This is a genomic window from Paenibacillus sp. sgz302190, from assembly GCF_059820445.1.
Genome location: NZ_JBZYAO010000062.1, coordinates 1 through 22,934 on the forward strand (window position 1 = coordinate 1; position 22,934 = coordinate 22,934).

Genomic DNA, 22,934 nt, shown 5'->3' on the forward strand with positions numbered 1-22,934 from the left:
CTGCCAACCCCAGAACGGTTTCCTCTACAACCGTGCCGATTCCTGCCAGGATGCCAGCGCTCATCGGATCAAATTCTTTGTACGCTTCCCATGCTTTCTTGATGGGTCCGAAAAGCGCACCGGATGTCGCACCGCTCATCAACTCCCGAAACGCATCGGCGGGGGAGTAATCGCTGAAGTCGCTCACTTCCCCTCGCTGAACATCCGAGGCGGCTTTCGCTCCTACTGCGACGGCTCCCGCTGCCATCACGCCGGCTGCCACGACCCCGATTACCACCGCTCCGGCTCCTAACGTCGCTACGGTAACTGCCGCAACTACCGCTACAACGGCCACAACTGCGAGTGCGCCCAGCACGTTGCCCGCCAGCTTCCCCCAGCTAAATTTCTTTTTCTCCGGCGGCGGGGGCGGAGGAGGCGGCGTTCCTTGCTTCGGCTCGTCGTCAAACGGCGCATACGAGGTGCGGTCTCTTCCTTCCGCCCTTACGTTCGCTCCGAGAAAGTGGTACTCGCTCTCGATCGAGAAGCCGCTTTGTGCGCTCAGCTTCTTCGCCATGAGCTGACTCTGCGCGTAGATGACCACACGCTTGGGCGTGTAAAGCGAGATGTCCGCCTTCGCGTTTAGCGTCAGCTTCTTGTGGCTCGTCATCGTCACGCCCACCGCGTCGTCGAAGCTCAGCTTCAGCGGCTCTTTGCTCCCGCCCGTCAGGTTGATCGCCGTCGGCGTCAGCTCCAGCTCGCTCCCGTGCTCCGTCCCGAAGTATCGTTTGCTCGGGTCGCCGGTTTTGGCGCAGCTGCCGCCATTGGTGCGCACCGCCCCTACGACGAGCGCCTGCTTTCCCTCGGCATCGGGAATGTACAGACTCGCGCGAGTCCCCGCCTTCGGCATGCTGTACATGGCGCTGCCGGTCGCCGGTGCGAACGGGAACCAGTGCGCCTTGTCCTTCGACTGCTCGCGGTCCACGCTCAGATGCAGCTTCACCTGCTCGCCCTTGACCTCCAGCACTTCCCCTTCCAGCGAGATACCCGTCAACTTCTCGTTGTAGATAGGGCTCCTGCGAATCCCCTCTGCGCGTGACAAACGGTAACTGTACACGAATTGTCCGCGGTTCATGCGGCCCGCCACTTCGCTGACCACCATCCGTTTACCGCGGAATTCAAGCTCATCCCCTAGGGACAAGCGCTCCATGCTGTCTACCTCATAGTAAAAGAAATCCGTATCGTGCAGCCCTGCCTCATAACCGCCGGCCCGCTGAAAAGCCAGCAGGTCCTTACCCGCCTTATACGGCGTATCCTCCGGCAGACTGACGCTTTTCCCTTGCGGCATGCCAAAAAACAGCTTGGGCCTTGCTTCCAAGATATCACAGACAACGACGCTTTGGAATTGGCTTGCCAGACGCTTCAGCAGTTCCCAGTCCGTCTCCTCGTACTGGATCACCGGCGCTCCGATCGCTGCGCCTTGGCCCACGCTGTACAGCACATCCTGCTGCGGATAGGCTTGCAAAAGCTCCTGGATAAGCGACGGATAGTCCATCGACACATCCTGAAACGTTCGCCGCCGCTTGGCGACATCCAGCATATGCGAACCGGACAGCCCTTCCAGTTCGATGCCGTATATGCCGTTGGCATGCGTCATGTTCACTGCGCTCACAAAGCCCTTGAACAGCGTTGTTTCCCGCTGGCCGTCATATTCGTAGACATGGATCTCATCGCTTGCCGATGCTTGCTGCGCTGCGCTTACGTTGACAGCCTCATCTACGATTCCGCGCACGGTCAGCCGTCCATGCTCCCCCGGCTTCCACTCGATTTGCACATCCTCCAGCCGGTGAATTGGGTATGCGGTCTTGACCCGGATCTGTTCAAAGCCTGCCATGGCCCTCACCTCCGTTTCCTTTACTCATCCTGTTGGCCATTGCTAACAAACGTGATGTGGCCTTTGTGACCGCAGACCAGCATCGATTCCGTCGTTAAGGTTGGCTTGCCCTTCACTTTTACCGCTGCCTTCGTTTGGATTCATTATCCAGGATTTTTTCATCTATATTTCATCCCTATTGTTCCATATATTACCTTAATGTGCGAAGTAATTCTGTGAATAATCTAACATTTTTGTCGGACGCCTATTGGCAAAATGCCCCACTCCCTTTCCGCGAAAGGGGGTGGGGCATTTTTACAAAGAGGTGAACGAATGCTCTCTGGAAACAAAATCACCAAGGTATGACGGAAGGCATGTCAATGCGCCCCAGCTTGAGACGATTGCTGCCAAGACCGACAGAGCCTCGTACATCAATCACTGAAGCGACGCCGATCTACTGGAGATTTTTGGCCAAACAGATCCGTTTTGAGCTCAGGGCAGATCTCTCCAATTTTTAAATATTTCCACCCGTCCTCATTCTGAGGTTCATGAGTTAAAACAAGTGTCCATTTCAAAGTTTGATCAAAAATATAGAGGTCTTCAGGAAAATTTTTTTCAAAGTAATGATGAAGCAATATTTCGTACTCCATAGTAAAAACCCAGTCTCTTCCAAGAGCATTCAACACAGGCAGACTCCAGTGGGTATCCCAAAAAAATAGAACGGTTTTAAGCTTTTTCGAGTAACTTTTTAATTCTTCAATACTCACTGTGTTGTATTTTTTCAAATTCTCCCATATATACCCATTTTGAAGACGTTTCATTTCTAACGAACCGACAAAATTAGCAATATAATGATTCTTAAGATCTTGCGATTGTTCGTATGGAAATTTGGATATACTCGTTAAATTCAAACCATTGTTTCTTAATAAAACGTAAACCTGTATAGACCCGGAACTTAAATCGTATTCCTCAATATAAAGAAACGATGTATGATCTACTCTATAGGATGATTGGATTAAAAAATCTCCGACCCCATCATAGCTATTGATATCACATGTGATATATTCTCCGCTTGGGATTCCTGTTTTAATTAGTTCTTCATTAGGATCGAAGAGACTTTTTTCATTAGATGCACATACAAAATGAAATTTACTGTAGTTATATATAGCATATACTTTAGCTTCCATTGCATTGTTTTTATTTTTAAGAGTTGAAATGCAGTAGTTCTTTAGCTCGTCAAAGTCAGGAAATTCCCTGCCATAAAGCTCCAAGTCATCATTAAATTTTATGATCTCCATTTCAAAACAACACCTTATTTATTAGATTTCAATGCTTCTCAGAATACTCTATATTATTATAATAGTTCAACTTCAACGAACAAATGAAAAACACCTGCCGTACTGGATTGTAATTTCCAGTATCGGCAGGTGTTCGCATTACCACAGGTCAAATCCATTCGCCATCCCGGGGGATCGCAACCTGCGGAGAAAGCCCGGATTCATTCAGCTTCACTTGCAAATCGCTTCTCGTGGTGAGACAGTGATTAATGGCGTCCATGTGCACCGCAACGACTTTGGTGTACGGCGCATAGCGGCAAACGCTGATCACATCGTCCGCGTTCATCGTAATCGGGTCGCCGACCGTGAACCGGGCTCCGCCCGCATTCACGATAGTCAGCTGCGGCCGGTACGTATCGAGCGCATGTTGCACATCATCGCACCATATCGTATCCCCGGCGATGTAAACGGTCGGCTCGCCCTCAGCCTGGAGAACAAAACCGGATACTTGTCCCATCCGGATGCCAATCTCCCCTGTTCCATGCTGCCCGCTTGTCCGTGACAGGGATACCCCGCCCACGGTAAAGGTGGATGCCACAGCCGTAACCGACTCGAATCCCGAGGCGGCTATCGTCGATTCATCGCCCGGTTGGCACACAACCGGTATCGATTTGGACAGTGCAGCCGCGGCGGCTTCATCCCAATGATCGGGATGCAGATGCGTGACGATAACGGCGTCCGGCTGGAGCCAAGTCTCAAGCGGGGACGGCAGCGCGACGAGCGGATTGCGCCTTTCATTCGATGTGCCGGGGATAGGCGGATTCGCCTCTTTTTCGCTAAACATCGGATCTATCAAAAAGCGGACTCCCCCATATTCCAGCCAAAGCGTGGCGTGGCGGATCAATTGAAGTTTCATCGTTCAGCACTCCTTAACGTTTGCATCTTAAATCTGTTACAATTATAAAATGTGCCGGAAAATCCGCATACAACCTGGTGAAACGAAAATCCGGCAATTATTTTCAACGTGAAAGGAACTTGCAGATGAGCCAATCAACCATCGATGAAACCGATCTGCGCATTTTGCAATGCTTGCTGGAGGATGCCTCCCGGCCGCATAAGGAAATCGGGCAAATCGTCCATTTAACCGGACAAGCGGTCGGTTCCCGGGTGCGGAAACTGCAGGATCTCGGTGTCATCGAAGGATACACAGTGCGCTGGAATCCCGAAAAAATCGGCCTGGCGGTTCAAGCGTTCGTTACGGTTTTTATGAAATCGAATACTGCTCATCAAGCATTCAACACATTCATACAGCAAAACGGCCAAATCGTCGAAGCCCACCGCGTCAGCGGCGAAGGCTGTTACTGGATACGAGTGCGTGTCGGCTCGCCGGCGGAACTATCCGCGCTGCTCGACGACCTGCTGCAGTTCGGGAACTACAAAATCAGCCTGTCAATCGGACAGTTGAAATGAATCATAAAAGCTTGCCCGCTCACGGGATAGGAAGGAAGATCGGAAATGAAGGTCAAACGGATCGCAAGAGGAGATGGGCATCCAAATCAGCTTCGCCTCACAAGGAGGCTCGCATACGTCTGTCGACGATGCCCTTGAGCGCATGAAGCGAGCCGGCTTTCCGATCGAATACGGCCCGGCCGACGAGCCTTGGGTCGTTCGGAGATTTTATGTGCGCGATCCTTTCGGCAAGCTCGTCAGCATTTTGGCCCATGTGCCGTCGAAGTGAGGTTCTGGATAATTACCTTCTCTTCCTGCTGTGTTTAAGTAATTTCATTCTTCTCGAATGGCGCAGCCATGAATAATACGTCTTCAAGTCGCGCAGTTCTATCGTTTTCGCCATGCTTCCGAGGAAGGTAATGACGATCATTTTATGTAAGGGATTGCCGGCGAGATCCGTTTCTTTCTCAACCACAGCAAACTGCACAACCATAAGCAAATCGCCATCGATGACATATACTTCCTCCTCATCGCGGTAATACGGTACGATTTTGCCGTTCTTCAGCCTTTCCCACAAAAACATGCATATTTCTTCAAGTTCGGTTTTTTCGTCGTCTATTCGGGTGCGCCAACGGCTGTGCGCATGATGGGTGATGACAATGTCGACTATTTTTTTATCATCTAATCGAACATAAAATGGCTCATAAGTATTCCAACGGCTCATGTTTTTATCTCTCATCCCTGACTCTCTCCCGATATGATATAAAATGTAATTCTCTCCCATTTATATACCTATAATCATAAAGTTAACTTGTACCGGATTCAGCGCATAAATCACGCCATCGATTCTAAATATGTTTCATCTTTATGAAACATACGTGCGCACAAACCATGCATAAAAATGAAAAAAAGGATTGCATTTAGCCGGGGCTAATTACAATCCTTCTTCTATTTGGTAAAATATTGCTTGAGGGGGTCAATCCCAGTCACAACGAGGTTCTTTTTTCATTCTTGTTACAGGACGATTGAAGGTGCTCATCAGTGCGGAAGACTCTTCTTTCGACAAGGATAGTTCAGCTACAGAAGGACTTTCATTTTCATGCATCTCGACACTTTTCAACATATGTACCGCATTATGCAAATTGGGGGTTAGCTGGATTGTAGGCATAGAGATCACCCCCTTCCGGGACAATTTGTGCTACGTACATAATAATAACAAATAAATGAAGCATGGAGGACGATTATTATGAAAAATAAGTATGTGACCGGGCTATTACTGTCGATGTTTGTCGCCTTGCAGCTTTGGTGTTCGTTCATTACGTTCCATTACCCATATACCGGGATTTACCTTGAGCTAACTCCAAAGCAGCAATGGGTAATCAAAGAATTGGCTCCCCATAGTGCCAGTATAAAGCTTGATCTTCAAGTGGGGGATATTGTCAAGCGAGTAGACGGCAAGCTTCCCAATGAATCTCCTTTCGTTTATAAATGGCGAACAATTGAGCAAGCTCACACGTTGTTAATTTTTAGAGACGGGCGTGAGTATGCAATAGAATTTAACATCAATAGTGCTACCTACTACGATATTGTTCCGATTATCGAAGAAGCAGTGTGCTTATTTATGGCCGTTTTGCTTTTTATAAAAATACGCCACTCTCCATCTGCCAGACTGCTTTCGGCTGTTTTTCTGACCATGGCAATCATTTATATGAGTTTAGGCGCTTCTATTCGAGGAGATGTAATCGGGAAACTTGTAATCACCAGTTTAATGATCTTGTTGCCGATAGTGTTTTATCATTTTCTAGTTGTCTTCTTTAAGGAAAAAGGCGACATTGAATTACCAAAACGAATTTTGACATATATGTATTCATTTGCTGCCATATGCTTCTGCATAAGATGCTTGTACTTCTATCCTTCCATAGCATACACAATTTATCGTTATAGTGGTTCAGTTTCCTTGAGCTTTTTCATAATTGGATTTATTTTCAATATGTGCATTCTAACTTTCCTGTACATCAAAATCCAGAGAGAACAATCCTACGTGTCAAGCATTATCAAGAGCGTATGGCTTTCGTGGTTGTTCTCTTTTTTACCAGTCATCTGCTTCTCCTTTCTTCCACAATTGATTACGCAACATCAAATTTTAAATGCACAATTTACAAGCGGAATTATTTTACTTTTTCCCATCTCTTTTGCATACTTGATTGCTTCCAACCAGCTATATGATTTTGGCCGTATTATCCGGCGGATTTTGTTCGCCGGCCTGCTGGCTGTCGTTCCGGTCAGCTTGCTTACGGGAGTATATGCTTTCTTATTTAGCCAAGTTGTGGATGAGAAGCAAATTCTGTTCATATTTGTTGCTTCTCTGATTATTGTTACATGGGTGCTCTACGCGGCGGAATATTGGACAACACGGTTTGAACCGTTTCTTTTCCCAAGAAAATACGTCTTGCAAACAGCTTTGAAGAAGATTTCCAAAAACCTTGGCACCATTTCCAGTTTCCGCGAATTGAAAGATAGCATACTTGTCGATATTGTGGACACGCTTCAGGTGATGGGGGGAGCCATTGTGTTCCGGTATAAGGACGATACCGAAATCATTAGCGAAGGTGATATGAATACTGCGGAAATTCGGCAGCTGCTCGATTCGTCATCCCTGCTCGATCATCCGCTTTATACTTGCATTGAGATGAATGACCATGAAGAATATACGAGTTATTTGGTAATGACACGCAAAAAGGCGAATACGCTGCTCGGAAAGGAAGAAATCCAATGGCTGCGCCTGATTACATCTTATTTGGAAGTTAGCCTGGAAAATGTTCACTTGGTCCGCAAGCTGACCGCGAGGCTGCAGCAATTGGCTTCCCAACTTCCCCAAGAGGACACGGCGCAAGACATTCAATGGTTCCGCAAGATCATGTTCGAATTGCAGGAGGAGGAACGGATTCGGATTGCTGCCGATCTTCATGATACGACGATGCAGGACCTCTTCTTTCTGAAAAGAAAGTTGACCACTCTGGCGGAGAAGGATGCCACGCCCGAAGAAGACCGGGAACAGCTCGACAATATGATTAATTTCGTGGAGCTGATCAATGCCGGTTTGCGCCAAAGCTGTTTTGAATTAAATCCTCACTTGCTGAAAGAGGTCGGTTTGATTCAAACGCTGACGATGTACATAAAGAAGGAAGCTTTTACCGCTCCTTTTCAACTTGAATTCATTGCTGAGCGGGCTGCTGCCATTGAAACTAAAGATTTGCCGACGAAGCGGCATATTTTTCGAATCGCTCAAGAGCTGCTCAACAATGCGAAAAAGCACTCCCAAGCTTCCAACGTCACTTTCCGGATAACGGAAACGAACCAAAACTTTTGTTTGATTTATGAGGATGACGGTGTGGGGTTTGAAGATAACAAAGTGCGTCGGAGGGAGATTGATTCATCGGGATTGGGAATCGAACAAATGAGGAGCAGAATCTTGCATGCAGGCGGACATTTGGAGGTCATCACGCAAAAAGGGCTCGGAACGAAATTCATCATTACGATACCAAACGAGGAGGCTATTTCCGCATGATTTCGATTACTGATCACTTGGAAGGTAGAACTAATGGATAATGTAAATAGAAAAAAGGAAATCAAAAAGTACTGGACAAGTCTTATGTATCGATTCGGATACTATCATCCTTACATATACTTTGCAGAAGAATGGAAGGATTTTGAACAATTCTATATTGACACCCAGGAAACATACTTCGAGAAGGCAGTAATTTACTTGAAAGATGAAAATGTGGGATACACGAAAGAAAACTGCTATTGGGGGAACCCCAGGGACCTAAGGGTTCTTTCAACATATTGCGGTCTAACTCTAGGAATAGCTGAATGGGCAAGATTGTTGGGCGTATCACCATCAACCATATCAAAGCGTATTAAAAAACTTGGGCCTGATGAAGCATTTAAAAAATATCATCATGTAATAGAGCTGTACTTGAAAAGGGAGAAAAGGAATAAATAGGAAATGGTCCAACGTATATATTTATAGCAGTTCTATAACATCCCCGTGGACATCGATTTTCACATTAGCACGCAGCAAAAAAGATACAGCGGCAGAAATTAGCACAATTCAGCTAATCAGTGAAACACGCGATACTTTATATGAGGTAAACATAGATTTTAATAAATAAGGAAAGGCTTCGAAGATTGGATAGGTTTCTATCTGATCTTTGCCATTTCTATTTAACAAGAGGTGGAATTTATGAAAAAGATAATAAAGATTGTGGCAGTTACTGCCTTACTTTGTATATGTATATCCGCAGCCAAGCCGGGTTTGGCTCTTGCAAATCAAAAACCCTTTAGCGATGTATCGCCAGAATATTGGGGTTATAATTCAATTCAATGGGCTGTAGAGAATCATATTATCGATGGGTATTCAGATGGCTCTTTTAAACCTGAAGAAAATGTCGAGCAAGCTGAATTTCTTGCCATATTAATTAGGGCATATCAGCCGAAAGACTTGCCTGTATCACCGAATAAAGACGACTGGTCTTGGTCTTATATAAAATATGCTTTAAATATGGGGTGGACTATTATTACACCGCCATCCTCAACTGCCGGAAACGGCGTGCATTTGACAAGAGGGGCTATTGCAAAGCTCGTGTCCAATGCTTGCGGAGAAAATTATAGCGAAAAAGATTCAATACAATATTTACTTGATCATAAACTTGTGGAGGGAAAAACGGAAGGAACAGTAGAAGGGTTTGGGAAAGATGATCATTTAACAAGAGCAGAAGCAGTAACTTTCGTTAAGAATCTGAAAAATAAATTGAATGTATTGAAGCCTGCTCCACAAGAGGAATCCGTTTACAAGCCAAAATAATATGTTTAAGCTGTAAGTAATGCGAAAAAAACAGCACCTTCAAAAAAGGCGGGTAGCCGAATATTTTTAAGGAGCTGTTTTTTCTTTTGCTCCATTTGTCTTTCAATTCTTCCGAAGTTTCAGGAGAGTACACAAACCATGATAACGAACCTGTAAAAAGGCACTACCATTGCAACGACCCTAACTGAATATTCTGCGTGGGTAAAATGGAGAAATGTGCCTCTGGACATCAGGGGGTAAATACCAATGAAAGGTCATAGAATGACCAAATATCGAGATGCTTTACGAATCAAGAGTATGGGGTCTATTAGGTACTGAAGGGTATCAGCATGAAAACTTTCGTCTTTTACCGAAAAGATACCGAACGAGGAGGTTATTTCTGCATGAATCAGGAAATCAAGCAGTATATGCATCGCATTGTTAACGGTTATGTGGAGGATTTAAATGCGCTGCTCAAACGCCCCCCTGCAACGTGCTGGACACGCTTAAGTAAAAGTTAATTGTGAGGAGATGAACTCGATATGAACAGAGCCCGCCTTTGCCTCTGCGCGTTGTTATTGAGCATATCGCTTGCCTTGCAGCCGTCCGTATCCAGTGCCGCGGCTGATCAGGTCAAGGTAAGCTTTCCCGAATTTCCCGTAACCGTGAACGGTAACGTGCTGGATATGCGGCACAGCGAATATCCACTTCTCGTGTATAAAGACATCACTTATTTCCCGATGACCTGGAACAACACGACCGCACTGGGGCTTACGGCGCAGTGGAACCCGAGTCAGGGGATGTCGTTGAAAAATACGAACGCCTGCATACCGCTCCAACAGGATTTGACTTCCACAATCAATTCGAACGATGATACACAAACGGCGGAGTTTGCGCCATTTCCAGTTAAAGTGAATGGCCAAGTGATTGACAATGCGGCTGAACCGTATCCGCTGCTGCTTTACCGCAATATCACGTATTTTCCGATAACGTGGCGGTTCGCGCACGACGTTTTCGGATGGATGACGAGTTGGGATGTTGAACAGGGACTCGGGATTGTGTCCTGCGGTGGCGGAACGAATACGCAAGCGAAGCAGGCCGATGCGCTCAATGTGGCAAATAACGGACAACTTGCCGTTCAAGGCGACTGGATTTATATGAACCCGGAGAACAAGTATTTCGAACCGAGTCAACTGTTGAAACGGAAAATGGATGGCAGCGAGGAAGTGAAGCTATCGGACGACAATGCCGCGTATCTCAACATCGAAGGGGAATGGCTGTATTACACGATTCCCTCACAAAATGATCCCGGCGGTATCTACAAGATCAAAACCGACGGGACAGGGCGCGCGCAGCTTTTCGCCGGCCCTGCCGAAAAACTTTGGGTGAAGGATGGCTGGATATATTACATGCATGATACAAACGGCGGCGGTTATTACTGGACTGACGGCATTCATAGGATGAAAACCGACGGTACGGAGGATCAAGTGATCCTGGCCAAAGACCAAAATTCGTCTTTTTCCGGATTTTTTCTGGATGGGGATACGATCTATTATATAAGACAAAACCGTCTGTTTCGGATGAATCTGGACGGCTCCGACAATCGGGAGCTTCGCGAAGATGTGACCCATGCGGTCGTCATCGACGGATGGATCTATTATGTTTGCCATAACGGTATGCAATTGAACAAAATGAGCGGGAACGGGCTGGTCGATATTCCGCTGTACACCTCGGAGCGCGGGATTTTGACGCTTCAATACCGCCAAGGCTGGATTTACATGGCCGATGGCTACTTCGGAATTATGGGATCCAACAATATCGACAAGCTCCGCATTGACGGTACGGGGGAAACCGGTCTGACGACCGCTCGTGCGACTTCACTCTACTTCGCGGGCGACACGATATATTACAACCGCGCGTGGGAGGGGAACAACCAGCTCGACCACATGGAAGTGAAATAACGGTCAGGTCATTGTTCTTATCACAAACAATTGATATCCAGGTTTATGATGGTAACTATAAGGAGCTAATGCTATGAAAAAAATAATAATTGGAATGCTAATTGGATCGTCTTTGACAATGGCAACTGCGGTAGCTGCTTCAAATAACATTCAATCACTTTTATTTCCAGTTAAGATCAATATCAATGATCAATCAAAAGAAATCGGAAGCGGGTATGTCACTCTAAACTATGAAGGTCATGTTTATGTACCCATTCGTTTTGTAGCTGAAAGTTTAGGAGCTGGTGTTGGTTATAACGGAGAAACACAAGAAGTCATTATCAAACAAGGACAGCTCGATATTGTTGACCCAAATCCTCTTTCAACAGATGATATGCAGGTGGGAAATTTAATACTTGTGAAAGAAGGCAATCAAACCAAAGTTTCAGGAGTCTTCAAAATACCAAGACAGGCACAGGTCGGTGCAAACTTAGCATTTTTCAATGATAAGGGGGAACAATTAGGTTTTGTTGTTATTAGTAACACTTATGAGGCTGGGACGCATAGCTTTGAGTTACTTGGCGATGGGGATTTCGTGAATTATTCTTCTGTTAAACTTCACGTAGGTTACTTCAACGGTTGGCGAGATGAAGAAAACATCCCAAAGTATAAATAGCAGGACACCAGGGTGCGTGCGGTCAGCGGGAATGCATGTGACGATTCGCCCCCCCCCCCTACCAATTCAACCAACAAGAACCTTGCAGCGATAATTTTTGTGCCAAATACAACGAACTCACTTATTGTGGGTTCGTTGTGTTTTAGTTTCTATATCTTTCTGGTTATTTTCATTTAAATTATGCCGAAGCTAGCCAGCAGCGAACAGCGCAAATAAAAAGCCGGTTTCCAGGACTTGGAGACCGGTTTTTTTAAACAACTCAGCTTGGAGCGTCTGCAGATGTAGAGAACAGGAAATCTCTACTTTCATTAGCGATTTTACGCACGTGGTTCAGGTCCGCGTGAAGAAGCTGTCCGTGCCGCTTTACCGGACGACCGGAAACAAACACGGAATCAACGTTGGCCGGATTTGCAAATTGCACGACGGCACCGACCGGGTCGGAAACAGGAAACATATTCAAACCCGTCGTCCGAATCAGGATGAGGTCGGCTTCTTTTCCAGGAGTCAAGGTACCGGTTTTCCGTTCTAACCCCAAGGCCTGGGCTCCTGCCAGGGTTGCAAAATTTAATACTTGCCGAGCCTTCAAACTTAATTCGCCGGGCATGTTTTTGGAAGCTAAAATGCTCTGATTCGTTCTCGCCCGCTCCGCCTGAAGCATGAATTTCATTTGCGTAAACATGTCTCCGCCGGTTGAAGTCACCACATCCACGCCAAGGGCAGGAGTCCCGCCGTTCTCAAGAAATAACCCGGTGGCAGGATACCCGTGCCCCATCATCATTTCCACCTCGGGAGTAACGGATATCGACGCTCCTGAATCTGCGAGCATTTTGTATTCGTCATAGCCCATTGTATTTGCATGTACCATATTTAAATCGGGGCCAAGCAAACCGGCTTTATATAGCTTTTCAACGGATCGGTCATCCGGCCCCCAACTGCCGAAGCCAATATGCATGGAACATACCGCACCCAGTTCTCTGGCAAGCTGGATTTCCTGAACCGATGTATCCCAGTGACTAAATTCCGGTCCTCTAATGGCTAACCCCATCGTTAATAATTGATCATCGGAGGAAAAATACTGCTGTTTTACGCGGCGCACATCGTCAGTAACCATTTTTTTGCTATCACGGTTCCAATATTCGGTTTCACCGGAAGCTCCGTACGCGAACACGGCACGAATGCCGGAATGCTGCAAGCCGCGAATCAATTCGTCCGCATGATCGGGAGAATAAATCATCGTCCAATCCAAAAGAGTGGTTACGCCGGCATTGAGCGCTTCCAAAGCTCCCAACAGGTTAGCGGCATAACAATCCGCGGGACGCAGCCTGCTTCCAAACCCGCCATAATAAATGTTTTGCAAATAGGTAGGCAACGACCAGTCGGCGCCTATAGTTCGCACCAAAGATTCCCAAACGTGCCGATGGGTATCCACCAATCCCGGCATGACAATCATATCCGTTGCGTCGACCATTTCACAATCCGATACTTCGAGATCTTCTTGAATCGTTGCAATGACAGAGTCTTCTACTAAAATGTCCGCTTTCTTAAAATCCCCTAAAGATTTGTCCATCGTCAAAACGCAGCCGTTTTTAATTAAGTAACGTCTACTCAACCTTCCCATCTCCTTTGACAAATGAATGGATTTTACAAAAGTGATGATGAAAAACGAATTTACACCTAATGCTTACAAAGAAAATATTACATAATTTAACATATTTGGTCAAGACTTAATTATGACACTTGCTCAAACGTAGCTCTAGGCTATTGATGAAGAAAGAAAAAGATCGGCGTGTGTTCAAGTAGGTGCAAGAAATTAATATTATGTGGAAATATGTTAGATTATGGGTTAATATGGGACTTGTATTAAATCTTATGTACTATTTTTGTAGTTTTAAATGCCTATAAACCAACTGAACACGAAAAGGCAAACCTGTTCGAAAGACAGGGACGCAAAGCCACGGGCCTACTTCTACAAAGGATATGTCGTAAGACATTTCTCGGAGAAACGGCAGCCGGGTTGCCGAAATCGGTTGGTTTTTTGATTTGAGAAAAGTAAATTCATTCCTTTGGGGGTATACAAATGAAAGTATATTGGATTGCATCACTAGCAACTGCCGCACTACTTGGAACTTCCATTCACGCTGCCGAGGCCGATTCTACCACTGCTGCGCCGGGAACAAAAGCGATAACTACCGCCGGTACGGCTTCCACAGGCAGCTTCAGCGACACGAAAGGACATTGGGCGGAAACAACTATCGCTGGAGCCATTCAAAAAGGCTATGTCGACGGCTATCAAGACCATTCTTTCAAACCGAACGAAAAAGTGACGCGCGCCGAGTTTATCAAAATGGTCGATACCGCGCTTCATCTTTCGGTTTCCGGCACCGCCAGCGGCAGTGACTGGTATTTGCCGTACATTAACGCGGCGGTCACCGCGGGGATTCATCAATGGAGCGACTTTACGAGCGGAGACTGGAATACGCCGATGACGCGTCAAGAAATGGCGCGCATAGCGGTTCGGGCGGCTACTGGCGACAAGAACTTGGATGATAAGAAATGGATGTATCTGGCGACCAAAGCCGGGCTGATCACCGGCCTGGACGATAGCGGCACACTTGGGGCGGACGAAACGACGACGCGCGCTCAAGCGGTGGCCATCATTGAGCGTATTCTTTCCATTAAGGACGGCCAAACGCTTTCTGCTGACAAACACGCTGTAGCAAATGCAGAGTTAGTTTGGCACAGAACAAATATATTTACCATCTATCCGGATTTTTTCAACCAAAAAGTAAGGGGCACAGATAAACTTGCAATTGATTACTGGAATCCGGACGATTTAGCCATTGATGCACCCGATTTCAAGGGAACAATTGATCAATTAATTCTTATCGATCTTGAAGACCCCAACGATCCGAACAAAAATCTCCTTCCAATCAACGAGCTTTCTTGGGGTTCAGGGGCGTATAAAAACCCAATTAAGAATTATCCGGCAAGCTATATTCTGTATGCTAAATCCCATGTTGACATAAATACATTAGCCCCTAAAATCAATTATTTGCCTTTTTCGTTATATGGGTATAAGCAAAGTTTTCAAGACATTATTTCCGGAACATTAAACGTTCCCTATGCGATTACTTATCCATATATCAATGCTTATATTATCCCAAAAGCAAAATTCGAGAATGAAGGTTTCGTTTTGAATGTAAAAACTCCTTCTGTTACCGGGCATACTCCTGTCTCTAAAAGTGTTATAGATACCTACCCTAACTAAATAATCAGGAGGAGCAACCACATATGAGAGCATGTAGAAGTTTATTATTAGCTCTTATTGTTTTAATTGCGTCGGTTCAGATAGATGTCATGTTTAGTAACCATGCTAAAGCAGCTCCGTCAACTCAAACAATAGCGTACACCTTAAATATAGATTCATCCAGGTTATATAACTTCGGAGGATTAACTTTTAGTTCCGTTTCATCGATAGACACGAATCCCATTACTGTACATGCACCTTCGGGACAGGTAATCACCGAACTAGCCTGGTATGATAATAACGGGACATTACTTCGTAAGGTCAATGGATTTTCACCAGGCAGCGCTTCCTTCTCCGGAACAGATACTTTAAGCGGAACCGAGATCGAGGTTTGGTCAAAAGACAATAAGACAGACCCTGGTTCTTATTATTGGGATAGATGGTCTATTTATGATACGGCTAAAGGTAATGGCCAGGTTTGGTATGCCGGTGTAGGGGACACTCAGTGGCAAGATAATATAGCTTGTCCCGGTGGCAGTGCAGCACCAGCAAGGGAATCTGATAGAGGATATGGGCCTTTTCCTCAATATCCCGGATGTACGGACAATCATTTGTCATTGACATTGCACCGAACAAAGGCTTTTCTAACACAAGATTCTATCTATATTCCAACTGATTATATTGCCGCAAGTAGTGGTGACTACTCACTTGAAAATGTCCGAACGATTTTCACTGAACCAATCACAGACCAAAATACAGGTGACACCGGGCTTACAGATCCAAGCACGCAATATGTAAGTGTAGCTAATCCCGACGGGACTATGGATACGTTCAAGGTTTACTACCAGCAAACCTTTAATAATGATACTTACAAACACATATGGGCTAACCCTGGGGCAAAACAAGTTTACTATTATGCTAAATTTTTAGCAGATATAAAAGGTAAAACTTATAAATACGACAAAGTGTTGAAGGCAACATTTGATGATTCGTGTCCTGCAGGAGGGTGTCCTCCACCACCTACATTAGGGTGCAGTTCCCGGATTGGTCCCCCGATCAAAGGAACGATCAATCAGGACGCCGTCATGGATCCTGCGGCAAGCGGCGTACTTCGCGCGGATATGCGGGATGCGGAAAGATTCGATGTGTTAAAAGGCATCCCGACTTCGGAAAGCCTTTATGCGAACGCATTGGGGCTGAATTATTTATTTCAAAATCAATTCGCGAATATGACCGGTGAAGTGACCTACTCCGTTTCCGTCAAAAAAACGTATGTATGGACGGTCTCAGGAGGTCCAATGGCTCCGCCTGTTACCAAGACTGAAACCGTAAATCAAACGATGACCGTGACACGTCCGTATTCGTACTGGCAAATCGACAATCTGGAAGTGTACGAACTGGAAAAAGCTACGGTCAGCAATTATGCGCTGGGCGGATACGGCGGGACCGTGACGCTGGATGCCACCGGCTATACAGGGCCGACCCTGCAATCTGACAATAAAGATGATGTCAATACACACGTGCACCCAGCTGCTTGTAATCCCGTTGACCTTGGGACAGGCGGCGGCCCGCCACCCGGAGGTACGCCGCCGGAGTTTCAATCGGCAGCGGAGAACGTCGTGGGCCGCAACCAGGTGAACAATGACCTGGTCGTGTTTAACGGCGTAACCGTTATGGAAAATTCCCGGCATCCCGATCAGGGACAGACGCCGGGAACGATTCCGCAGCCGACGCAAATCGGCCGGGATGTACTGTACGGCAATGGCTACGTCGTCAGCAATTCGCTCGTCAACCGGGCGGACCAGCCGACGACCGGCACGATCTATTACCCGCTGATCCCGGGGAATGTCAAAGGCGGATCGGATAAAGACTATCCGATCAATGGCATCAACCCGGTGACGGTGCATACACCGGTGGTCATGTACCCGTCTGTGACCGACGATCAGGCGCACAATGAAAAAGTCGTGCCCACCGCAGGCCGGGCGGCGGTCATTTTGGATCGGCCGTTCACGGTGTTCGTGCCGACGACCGGCCAGCATGACGCGTACCCTGGCTTCGGCGGGTACGGGGTCACAAACGGGTACGGCGATTACGCCAAGTACACCGCCAACAAGCAAGTCCGCTTCGAGTTCGACGTCTGGAATGCGGACAAGTCGGCGTACATCACGGCCGGCACCTGGGTCGACATTCCGGTGAATCAGCCGGACATGACGTTCATCATGCCGACGTGGATCGACGAAGGGTTTTATACAGTTCATTTTCGGTCGATTGCGATCAATGCGCCCACTGACTTTACGACGCAAACGAGCGCCAATTTCGATTGGCCGAACCATGTGGCCACGAACACGATCCCGGTAGAGGTGATCGGCAGGCTGTACGATTTTCATATCACGGATATCGGTGACTATGACTGGCAGTACGTGTTCCGCACGAGCGACGGCATCTCGCCGACAGGCGTTTCGTACTGGACCGGCACGAATGATATCGACGGAAGCCCGCGGGGCAACAGCTATCCGTATGTGCTGCCGATTCACCCGGGAAGCCACCCGTTTCCGGGCTATGACCATACCGTGTCGATCAAGACCGGGTATCATTTTAAATTCGATTTGAAGACGAAAGGGAACATGTTCGGGCGACGGGATGGCATTCGGATCACGCCATCGTTTTATTTCGTGAATAAGGATGGAACGGGGCGCATTCCGGTCGACCTGTACTACCACGCCTACTCAGAGAACCCGGTGAGGTATTTTGTGAAAATCGGCTCCGCGGACGACAAGCAGCAGCGGCATGTGCTGCTGAACGACACGATGCGTAATGTGCCGGGCGAAGAGCTTACCGATACGGCCGCGTATGTGGCGGGCAACTATGGCGTAAGCGACTTTTTGTACCGGGCTAAGCGCAAGTCTTGGGTTGGCAATGCGTACGCATGGTTCACGTCGCCATGGCTGACGCGGACAATGATCGGACCGAAAACCGGCGTGCCGAGCACGGTCGATCCACAGCGGGCGCTGGCTTCGATCCAGCACTGGTATGGCGAATACAGCTTGCCGGCGGCTCCTTATGTAGTAGCGGCGGGTACGAACATCGCGGAATATGGAAGAACGCATGGCGGGCTGGACGATCATTCGCCGATTTTTTTGAAGGATGGCTACATCATCGTGAATTTCAACCTGGAGAGCATCAAGAACGCCGATTATGCGAATCCCTTTTTGCGCTATTACCGGCTGCCCAGAGAGAGCGTCCCGCTGGACAACCAATGGCAGATGGAAGGATTCAGCAACACGACGATGGATAAGTACGGCAACACGTTCACGCTGATGGACGGCGATGTGGCGTTCTATCACGGGGATTTGTCCAGTTATGACGATTTTGGCGCAAGGGTGACGCATTAAAAGAACATGCGATCCACTAACAACGAAAGGGGGAACCTGGGTGCAAATACGTGTAGACACGTCGACGCTGCGAGCCACGGCCAGCGAGCTTCATGCGACGATCGGGACGCTGGAGCGCATCCAAAGCCAGCTTCGCAGCGCGATGAACGGGCTCGCGATGTCCAGCCGGCAGCGATCCGATGTGGACAGCGGCTACCAATCGATTGACCGGATGCTGCAGGAACTGCGCTACGAACTGCAGCAAATCCAGGACTTCACCGCGAAAAAAGCGAATCAATTCGATGAGGCGGACGGGAAAGGTAAGGCGATCACTGCCGGCGGTATTCTTTCTTTTGTGAAGAATGCCGTCAGTAAAGGATTGGATTTTCTCTCTCCGATTAGTAATACTGCGGGATTGATGTCGGCGTTATTTGGCAGCGGCCAAGCCGCTGGAAAAACGTCCCTATTGGATGTTTACAAGAATGAGATCAACAAAGGAGCGAAACTGATTCAAAATATATATCCCTCTCCCGAAGCAATATCGTATGCGAAAAGCTTTATGGAAGGGTTGATTGTGGATACGGCCAAATCAGCGTATTATGAAACCAGGGATATGGTAGTCGATACGGTGAATTCCGTCTATGAGATGGTTACCGATCCCGCTGCTGTTGTTAGGCAAGATATGAATAACATGTCCGCTTTGTACAACAAGCTATTTCCGGAAAGAGACGTTAGCGGCTATAATCCTATAACAGGGCCTTACCGGATGTTCTACGATGATATGAAAAACATGCATCCGATAGATCAAGCGGTCAGCAGTACAAAAGCTTTCTTCAGGCCGATCGAGCAGCACATCGAGGAGTTCAAGCGAAGCAACCCGGATACGCAATTTCGTATCATCGGACATGGGGTCGGAGAAATTTTGCTTGCTGTAGCAGTAACCAAAGGCTTTGAGAGCTTGGCGAAGTACAGCAAGATTGCATCAATGGAAAAGACCATTGGTGAAGCTGAGCGTGTGAAGGCTCCCAAGTCGGACAAGCCGCCTGAGAGATCGCTGGAAGCTGAGGGGACGGGTGAAGTTAAATATATAACTGATCCTGTAGAAATGAAAAAGCATATCATAGTACCAGAGGATGGATTTCAAGCACTCCTTGAGAGGAAATATATTGTAATTAGAAAAGTAGGTTTTGAGGATATCGCCACAGTAGCAAAGAATACAGGATTAACAGAAGAACAAATATTAAAAATGAAAAAACATTTATTCTTAGACACAAAACAGTTATCTGTAGGTGGTAAACCATACGAAGAATTATATTTTCAAGCTGATGCAGATATTGCATATGCATGGCAGAAGGCTCAGAAGGGCGAATTAACAAATAAGGAAAAAGAATGGTTTAGGCAACTAGCAAATCATGAAATTAAAGAAAAGGAATTTATGGATGGAGGGATGCCTTTAAGAGATCCATCTACTTGGAATCATGAGGACGAGATATTTGATATCGACATTCGAAAAAATGCACATGACAGAGCTAATATAACAGATCCAAATCCGCCTTCGTTTCCAGAATATGATCAAACAAAGGAATTTAATAAACATTTTGATAAAGATATAGAATATTAACTAGAGGTGAAAAAATGTATATAGATGAGGCTATAGTAAAAATCAATAGTGTAAAATGGAATGTAGTAGGAACAAGTGTATCAAAAGCAGATGTTAAGTTAGCTCGAGAGTTTTTGAGGAGATTGGCTCAATTTTTTAAGGAGGAATCGATCAAACCGAGGTCGCCCTTGTTTTCAAATATAGCCCAATTGCTTGGTGACAATGATGGAGAAATAGTGATTTCGGACTATTGTAGTGAAGAAGCTTCAAAGTTTTTAGGTGGAAGCATATACACAGGAAAAATATTTGAATACTACATCCAATTGGCAAAGTATGTTGATAAACATCCACAAGCTATTAAATATCTAAATGTATATGAACCGCTAATTAAAATTATTGAAAGAGGAGGTTTATTTGATCTCCGACACCAGTCATTGGAAATAAAAAATGTTGGACATATGCCCTTAAGCGGATGGTTTGAGAAATTTGTAACAATAGAACCGATGGACATAGATAATCTGATTTAAATATTTTCAAGATTTTCAAGGGCCTGTCAATAACTTTGTGTAAACATACCACAATGCAAGATAACCGGCCCTATTGTGGTCTTTTTCCTGACACAGTTTGTTGATAAGTATACCCCACTCAGTGCCGAATGAGTCGGGTGGCTGATTCCAAGGAGACATAACCCATGTAGTACCCGCACAAAATTTTCGTCAATACGGTTGTACGCACATCAAATGCATTAATTTCATAACCTAAATAACGCTATTCCGTTACATTAAACGGGTCGATTATGGTCAGATACTACCATGATTATTGATCTGTTTTTTGTTATCTTCGTTTTCTTGCGGTTTTTTCAAAATAAACGCAATTTGTAAATAGCTGTCCAAGACATCGCAACGAAAAGTCGGGATAGCCCGACTTTTATAGTGTAACAGAACAAAGTGGATTTACGCCGCAACAATCTGGCTTTTTGCCGCGATGACTACAGTGTAAGAACGCTCTGGTGACGACCAGTTGACATAGAACAGGTGAGGTAATGTCTTAGGCTAGCCGCCTTCCCCACTCCACAGCCGTGCAGTGGCGGCATAACGACACAAGAAGGACGGTGTTGAATTATGAAAACAAAGTACAACAACTTTTGGTTGACCAAAACATACATGGTTGAAATAAAAGAGGCTGACCGAATAGGTAACAAGGCTCTTGCTGAACGACTGTGGAACAACTATAGAGCTGAAAGGCAATATCTAACAGATAACTTTGGTCCTGTAAATGAATAAAGGGAGGCGATGAAGAGTGAAACCTCTAAGTTTATCGAAGGAAATAAGAGAAGGCAAATTAAACGATCTTGAAATTATCAAGTGTTTAGATATTCATCATAATCAGGTTTTAGTAAGAGCTATAAGTCAGATTGTCAGCAGAAAATTGTGTAACGAAGAGATTATTTCTAAACTTTCTTACATCAGCAAATTTAGAGACCCGAATGTAAATAAGCTCTTTGGAATCGACACCATAGGGCATTACAGCATAGCGGCACTTTTGGCTATTGATACTCCTGAATCGAAATGCAAATATGAGGAATTAATAGCTGATCTTGATGATTGGGATAAAGAAATTGTGGAAAGAATTGCAGAAAGCATGAGTTAATTAATAACAGAGGTGGGCTACCCAGTGCCGAATGAACCCAACATTCAACCAATAACACACTTAACCTATGTAATGCCCGTATGAAGATTTCGTCATTTCGTTAAATCCAAAACAAAAAGCATGGTTTCAAGAGATAGCTAGACATGCCTCCCCAGCCCAAATTTGAACTTCCTGGAGCATACAAATATATTATGGACAATACAGCAAAAATAGAAAAGATGGAGAGATAATGTAAATGAAAAATTTAGAGCAAGCAATTAATCGTATTTCCGCTATCGATTGGAATTGTCTTGGGGAAAGGGAAACTAGATCACATGTTCATCTGTGTAAAGAATACTTAAGAAGAGCATCAATATTTATTAATGATTATCCAGGTCATTGTATATATCCCTTTATTATTATTTCAAATTCGATAACTGTGCCCCAAGAGAACTTTAGTGAATTACAAATACTACATGAAGTCAACAATAGCTATCATAGAGCAATTGTTACTAGCTATTTAGAGTTATGCGCACTAATAGATGAAGAGAATCGAATTGCTATTGAAAATAAAGATTTGTTTGAACCAGTAATAAAACTTTATGAAAGAGGCGGTTTTTTCTACAAAAGGGAAGGCTTTTTGAATGTAGCTGGTGAATTTCTCACGTTTGCAAATCGGGCTAAAATAGAACCACTCGATATAAGTGATGAAGCCCTAGATGCACTGGATATTGGTCGTGTTGAGTAAACTATTGTTATGTTTTTTACTGTGAAGTGGGGTTACTTAGTGCCCAATGAATCCATCATTCAACCAAATGTTTTTTATTGAACCTCTATCAAGGGTATACGTTCATATTTAAAAAGTTTGTACCTGACGGATAAATGAAACCAATACCCATGTAGAAAGACATAATGCGAGTTAGCCGCCCGTATTGTGGTTTTCTTTTTCTGCCGCGGTATCGCTAACAACGAAAAGTACGGCACAGCAAAGTAAATTAAAAACTAGACATGTGAAATTTCCACTTAACTCTCGTAAGCGTCAAACCTGCC

18 protein-coding genes, 2 pseudogenes and 1 riboswitch are annotated in these 22,934 nt (G+C 45.7%); of the genes and pseudogenes, 14 read left to right on the top strand and 6 right to left on the bottom strand.

Annotation, left to right across the window (positions count from 1 at the left end; all coding sequences use genetic code 11):
- The 3 genes and pseudogenes from AC6RNO_RS35045 to AC6RNO_RS35055 all read right to left on the bottom strand — a co-directional run.
- Nucleotides 1–1,870, bottom strand: a pseudogene (locus AC6RNO_RS35045) (HNH endonuclease); the annotation flags it as partial.
- 410 nt (nucleotides 1,871–2,280) lie between these two features.
- Nucleotides 2,281–3,147 (bottom strand): hypothetical protein, encoded by an 867-nt coding sequence (locus AC6RNO_RS35050; RefSeq protein ID WP_497108253.1) that lies wholly within the window; start codon nucleotides 3,145–3,147, stop codon nucleotides 2,281–2,283.
- A gap of 148 nt (nucleotides 3,148–3,295) precedes the next feature.
- The gene (locus tag AC6RNO_RS35055; RefSeq protein WP_497108254.1) at nucleotides 3,296–4,042 is read right to left on the bottom strand and encodes an MBL fold metallo-hydrolase; all 747 of its coding nucleotides are present in this window, start codon (nucleotides 4,040–4,042) and stop codon (nucleotides 3,296–3,298) included.
- Nucleotides 4,043–4,167: 125 nt separating this feature from the next.
- Between AC6RNO_RS35055 and AC6RNO_RS35060 the strand changes: the two genes are divergently transcribed.
- The gene (locus AC6RNO_RS35060; RefSeq protein ID WP_474684255.1) at nucleotides 4,168–4,596 is read left to right on the top strand and encodes an Lrp/AsnC family transcriptional regulator; all 429 of its coding nucleotides are present in this window, start codon (nucleotides 4,168–4,170) and stop codon (nucleotides 4,594–4,596) included.
- 58 nt (nucleotides 4,597–4,654) lie between these two features.
- Nucleotides 4,655–4,864 (top strand): annotated as a pseudogene (locus AC6RNO_RS35065) (VOC family protein); the annotation flags it as partial.
- Between the two features lie 12 nt (nucleotides 4,865–4,876).
- Here the strand turns inward: AC6RNO_RS35065 and AC6RNO_RS35070 are convergent.
- Together AC6RNO_RS35070 and AC6RNO_RS35075 are read right to left on the bottom strand one after the other, a co-directional pair.
- Complete coding sequence (locus AC6RNO_RS35070; RefSeq protein ID WP_474684254.1) at nucleotides 4,877–5,314, bottom strand: hypothetical protein; 438 nt, start codon at nucleotides 5,312–5,314, stop codon at nucleotides 4,877–4,879.
- A 237-nt stretch (nucleotides 5,315–5,551) separates the two neighbouring features.
- Nucleotides 5,552–5,743, bottom strand: a complete 192-nt coding sequence (locus AC6RNO_RS35075) for a hypothetical protein (protein WP_474684253.1) — start codon at nucleotides 5,741–5,743, stop codon at nucleotides 5,552–5,554.
- A gap of 78 nt (nucleotides 5,744–5,821) precedes the next feature.
- On the opposite strand from AC6RNO_RS35075, the gene AC6RNO_RS35080 reads away from it, so the two are divergent.
- The 5 genes from AC6RNO_RS35080 (at nucleotide 5,822) to AC6RNO_RS35100 (ending at nucleotide 12,037) form a co-directional block, all read left to right on the top strand.
- Nucleotides 5,822–8,143 (top strand): ATP-binding protein, encoded by a 2,322-nt coding sequence (locus tag AC6RNO_RS35080; RefSeq protein ID WP_497108255.1) that lies wholly within the window; start codon nucleotides 5,822–5,824, stop codon nucleotides 8,141–8,143.
- Nucleotides 8,144–8,176: 33 nt separating this feature from the next.
- Entirely contained in the window at nucleotides 8,177–8,581 is a 405-nt protein-coding gene (locus AC6RNO_RS35085) for a hypothetical protein (protein WP_497108256.1), read from the top strand.
- Nucleotides 8,582–8,821: 240 nt separating this feature from the next.
- Nucleotides 8,822–9,442, top strand: a complete 621-nt coding sequence (locus AC6RNO_RS35090) for an S-layer homology domain-containing protein (protein WP_474684250.1) — start codon at nucleotides 8,822–8,824, stop codon at nucleotides 9,440–9,442.
- A 521-nt stretch (nucleotides 9,443–9,963) separates the two neighbouring features.
- Entirely contained in the window at nucleotides 9,964–11,382 is a 1,419-nt protein-coding gene (locus AC6RNO_RS35095; protein WP_474684249.1) for a DUF5050 domain-containing protein, read from the top strand.
- A gap of 73 nt (nucleotides 11,383–11,455) precedes the next feature.
- Nucleotides 11,456–12,037, top strand: coding sequence for a stalk domain-containing protein (locus tag AC6RNO_RS35100; RefSeq protein WP_497108257.1), 582 nt, complete (start codon nucleotides 11,456–11,458; stop codon nucleotides 12,035–12,037).
- A 259-nt stretch (nucleotides 12,038–12,296) separates the two neighbouring features.
- Here AC6RNO_RS35100 and AC6RNO_RS35105 read toward each other — a convergent pair whose 3' ends face one another.
- On the bottom strand, nucleotides 12,297–13,655 hold the full coding sequence (locus AC6RNO_RS35105; RefSeq protein WP_497108258.1) for an amidohydrolase family protein: 1,359 nt from the start codon (nucleotides 13,653–13,655) through the stop codon (nucleotides 12,297–12,299).
- A 292-nt stretch (nucleotides 13,656–13,947) separates the two neighbouring features.
- A riboswitch (cyclic di-GMP riboswitch) is annotated at nucleotides 13,948–14,059 on the top strand.
- 55 nt (nucleotides 14,060–14,114) lie between these two features.
- Between AC6RNO_RS35105 and AC6RNO_RS35110 the strand changes: the two genes are divergently transcribed.
- The 7 genes from AC6RNO_RS35110 (at nucleotide 14,115) to AC6RNO_RS35140 (ending at nucleotide 22,632) form a co-directional block, all read left to right on the top strand.
- Nucleotides 14,115–15,305 (top strand): S-layer homology domain-containing protein, encoded by a 1,191-nt coding sequence (locus AC6RNO_RS35110; protein ID WP_497108259.1) that lies wholly within the window; start codon nucleotides 14,115–14,117, stop codon nucleotides 15,303–15,305.
- Nucleotides 15,306–16,369: 1,064 nt separating this feature from the next.
- Nucleotides 16,370–18,676 (top strand): DUF5704 domain-containing protein, encoded by a 2,307-nt coding sequence (locus tag AC6RNO_RS35115; RefSeq protein ID WP_497108260.1) that lies wholly within the window; start codon nucleotides 16,370–16,372, stop codon nucleotides 18,674–18,676.
- 40 nt (nucleotides 18,677–18,716) lie between these two features.
- Nucleotides 18,717–20,276 carry a WXG100 family type VII secretion target gene (locus AC6RNO_RS35120; RefSeq protein WP_497108261.1) on the top strand — a complete coding sequence of 520 codons (1,560 nt, stop codon included), beginning with the start codon at nucleotides 18,717–18,719 and terminating at the stop codon, nucleotides 20,274–20,276.
- A gap of 14 nt (nucleotides 20,277–20,290) precedes the next feature.
- Complete coding sequence (locus tag AC6RNO_RS35125) at nucleotides 20,291–20,782, top strand: hypothetical protein (protein WP_497108262.1); 492 nt, start codon at nucleotides 20,291–20,293, stop codon at nucleotides 20,780–20,782.
- 594 nt (nucleotides 20,783–21,376) lie between these two features.
- A complete protein-coding gene (locus tag AC6RNO_RS35130; RefSeq protein WP_497108263.1) occupies nucleotides 21,377–21,538 on the top strand; it encodes a hypothetical protein in 162 nt (53 codons plus the stop codon).
- A 16-nt stretch (nucleotides 21,539–21,554) separates the two neighbouring features.
- Nucleotides 21,555–21,905, top strand: a complete 351-nt coding sequence (locus AC6RNO_RS35135) for a hypothetical protein (RefSeq protein ID WP_497108264.1) — start codon at nucleotides 21,555–21,557, stop codon at nucleotides 21,903–21,905.
- A gap of 235 nt (nucleotides 21,906–22,140) precedes the next feature.
- The gene (locus AC6RNO_RS35140; protein WP_497108265.1) at nucleotides 22,141–22,632 is read left to right on the top strand and encodes a hypothetical protein; all 492 of its coding nucleotides are present in this window, start codon (nucleotides 22,141–22,143) and stop codon (nucleotides 22,630–22,632) included.
- Nucleotides 22,633–22,934: the final 302 nt, after the last annotated feature.

What these genes read in the sequence shown, in the direction of transcription:
- AC6RNO_RS35050 (WP_497108253.1), bottom strand. Translation starts at nt 3,147, where the DNA reads ATGGAGATCATAAAATTTAATGATGACTTGGAGCTTTATGGCAGGGAA.
- AC6RNO_RS35055 (WP_497108254.1), bottom strand. Translation starts at nt 4,042, where the DNA reads ATGAAACTTCAATTGATCCGCCACGCCACGCTTTGGCTGGAATATGGG.
- AC6RNO_RS35060 (WP_474684255.1), top strand. Translation starts at nt 4,168, where the DNA reads ATGAGCCAATCAACCATCGATGAAACCGATCTGCGCATTTTGCAATGC.
- AC6RNO_RS35070 (WP_474684254.1), bottom strand. Translation starts at nt 5,314, where the DNA reads ATGAGAGATAAAAACATGAGCCGTTGGAATACTTATGAGCCATTTTAT.
- AC6RNO_RS35075 (WP_474684253.1), bottom strand. Translation starts at nt 5,743, where the DNA reads ATGCCTACAATCCAGCTAACCCCCAATTTGCATAATGCGGTACATATG.
- AC6RNO_RS35080 (WP_497108255.1), top strand. Translation starts at nt 5,822, where the DNA reads ATGAAAAATAAGTATGTGACCGGGCTATTACTGTCGATGTTTGTCGCC.
- AC6RNO_RS35085 (WP_497108256.1), top strand. Translation starts at nt 8,177, where the DNA reads ATGGATAATGTAAATAGAAAAAAGGAAATCAAAAAGTACTGGACAAGT.
- AC6RNO_RS35090 (WP_474684250.1), top strand. Translation starts at nt 8,822, where the DNA reads ATGAAAAAGATAATAAAGATTGTGGCAGTTACTGCCTTACTTTGTATA.
- AC6RNO_RS35095 (WP_474684249.1), top strand. Translation starts at nt 9,964, where the DNA reads ATGAACAGAGCCCGCCTTTGCCTCTGCGCGTTGTTATTGAGCATATCG.
- AC6RNO_RS35100 (WP_497108257.1), top strand. Translation starts at nt 11,456, where the DNA reads ATGAAAAAAATAATAATTGGAATGCTAATTGGATCGTCTTTGACAATG.
- AC6RNO_RS35105 (WP_497108258.1), bottom strand. Translation starts at nt 13,655, where the DNA reads ATGGGAAGGTTGAGTAGACGTTACTTAATTAAAAACGGCTGCGTTTTG.
- AC6RNO_RS35110 (WP_497108259.1), top strand. Translation starts at nt 14,115, where the DNA reads ATGAAAGTATATTGGATTGCATCACTAGCAACTGCCGCACTACTTGGA.
- AC6RNO_RS35115 (WP_497108260.1), top strand. Translation starts at nt 16,370, where the DNA reads ATGGATCCTGCGGCAAGCGGCGTACTTCGCGCGGATATGCGGGATGCG.
- AC6RNO_RS35125 (WP_497108262.1), top strand. Translation starts at nt 20,291, where the DNA reads ATGTATATAGATGAGGCTATAGTAAAAATCAATAGTGTAAAATGGAAT.
- AC6RNO_RS35130 (WP_497108263.1), top strand. Translation starts at nt 21,377, where the DNA reads ATGAAAACAAAGTACAACAACTTTTGGTTGACCAAAACATACATGGTT.
- AC6RNO_RS35140 (WP_497108265.1), top strand. Translation starts at nt 22,141, where the DNA reads ATGAAAAATTTAGAGCAAGCAATTAATCGTATTTCCGCTATCGATTGG.